This window comes from Spiroplasma sp. ChiS (assembly GCF_002968355.1).
GTDB classification, from domain to species: domain Bacteria; phylum Bacillota_I; class Bacilli_A; order Mycoplasmatales; family Mycoplasmataceae; genus Spiroplasma; species Spiroplasma citri.
In genome coordinates this window covers 1-1290 of sequence record NZ_PUUH01000129.1, presented here as the reverse complement: position 1 = coordinate 1290, position 1290 = coordinate 1, and the positions used below count along the sequence as shown (strand labels likewise).

Below are 1290 nucleotides of genomic sequence, written 5' to 3'. Positions count from 1 at the left end.
ACTCAAACAATAAAAGATCATAATATCCATAAAAATAAAAATGAAAAACTTGTAAGAACTAAATTTATTTGATTTTGTTGATTAAAATCTTTGTAAACCAGAGAGAATAAAATTAATTGTAAAAATAAAGAACCAACATTTAAAATTATAATTGACGAAATTAATGTAAAAATTTTTGAATTTAAAACTGTTTTTCTTGACATAGGCAATACTAATCAACAAGCAAAATAACCTTCTTTAATTTCTTTTGTTAATAAAATATGAGTTGTAATTATTGAATATGGAAAAATCATAATAAGACCACAACCATAACCATACATAATAAAACTAACAAAACTAGCAGCTGAAGCTACATTAATATTAGTAGCTGGACTAAAATATTTTAGAGTTATTGCCAGAATTGTTAATAAAAAAAACAAAATAGATCATATAATTAAAATTATTTTTATATTTTTAAACTGTAATTTTACAAATTTTATCATAATAAGACCACAACCACTCTTTTTCATAAAATTTAATAAAATGTTGTTCTAAATTAAATGGTAATTCCTTAAAATATTCTAGTTGATAATCTGTTATTTCTTCAGAATTGTTAATAAAAAAAACAAAATAGATTTCAACTTTTATTATTTTTGTTACTTTATTAGTATCAATTATTTTTCATTTAAATTAATCATTGAAACTTACCTCTTTTTCATAAAATTTAATAAAATGTTGTTCTAAATTAAATGGTAATTCCTTAAAATATTCTAGTTGATAATCTGTTATTTCTTTTAAAAAATTATTTATATTATTTTGACTGATTTCAACTTTTATTATTTTTGTTACTTTATTAGTATCAATTATTTTTCATTTTTTATTCATAAAATTATCATAATCATTAATAGTTATAAATTTTAATTCATAAATTTTATCAGCATTATTTTTAAGTTCTTTAATATTAGCTTCTGATACAATTTTACCTTTTTTAGCTACTTTTTGTTTCATTCCTTTTGACATTTTTTCACTAAAAATATGGGAACTCATAAAAATGGTTGCCTCTTCTTTTTGTAAATTTTTAATTAATGTATCAAATTTTTGTTGCATTAAGAGGTCTAATCCTGAAGTTGGTTCATCTAAAATTAATACTTTCGGCTTATGCATAAAAGCACTAATTATAGCTACTTTTTGTTTCATTCCTTTTGACATTTTTTTAATTTTCCGTTTAGGATCAAAATCAAAATATTCAATTAGTTTTTCTACATATTTCCAATCAACATTTCCTCTAATTTCAGAAATTGTTTTTATTAT

At 20.1% G+C, this 1290-nt stretch carries 1 protein-coding gene and 1 pseudogene; both read right to left on the bottom strand.

Annotated features, from left to right (window positions below; genetic code table 4):
* Positions 1–482: pseudogene (locus C6B38_RS04165) on the bottom strand (hypothetical protein); the annotation flags it as partial.
* Positions 483–669: 187 nt separating this feature from the next.
* On the bottom strand, positions 670–1290 hold a 621-nt coding region (locus C6B38_RS04160; RefSeq protein WP_162475861.1), incomplete at its 5' end, for an ATP-binding cassette domain-containing protein.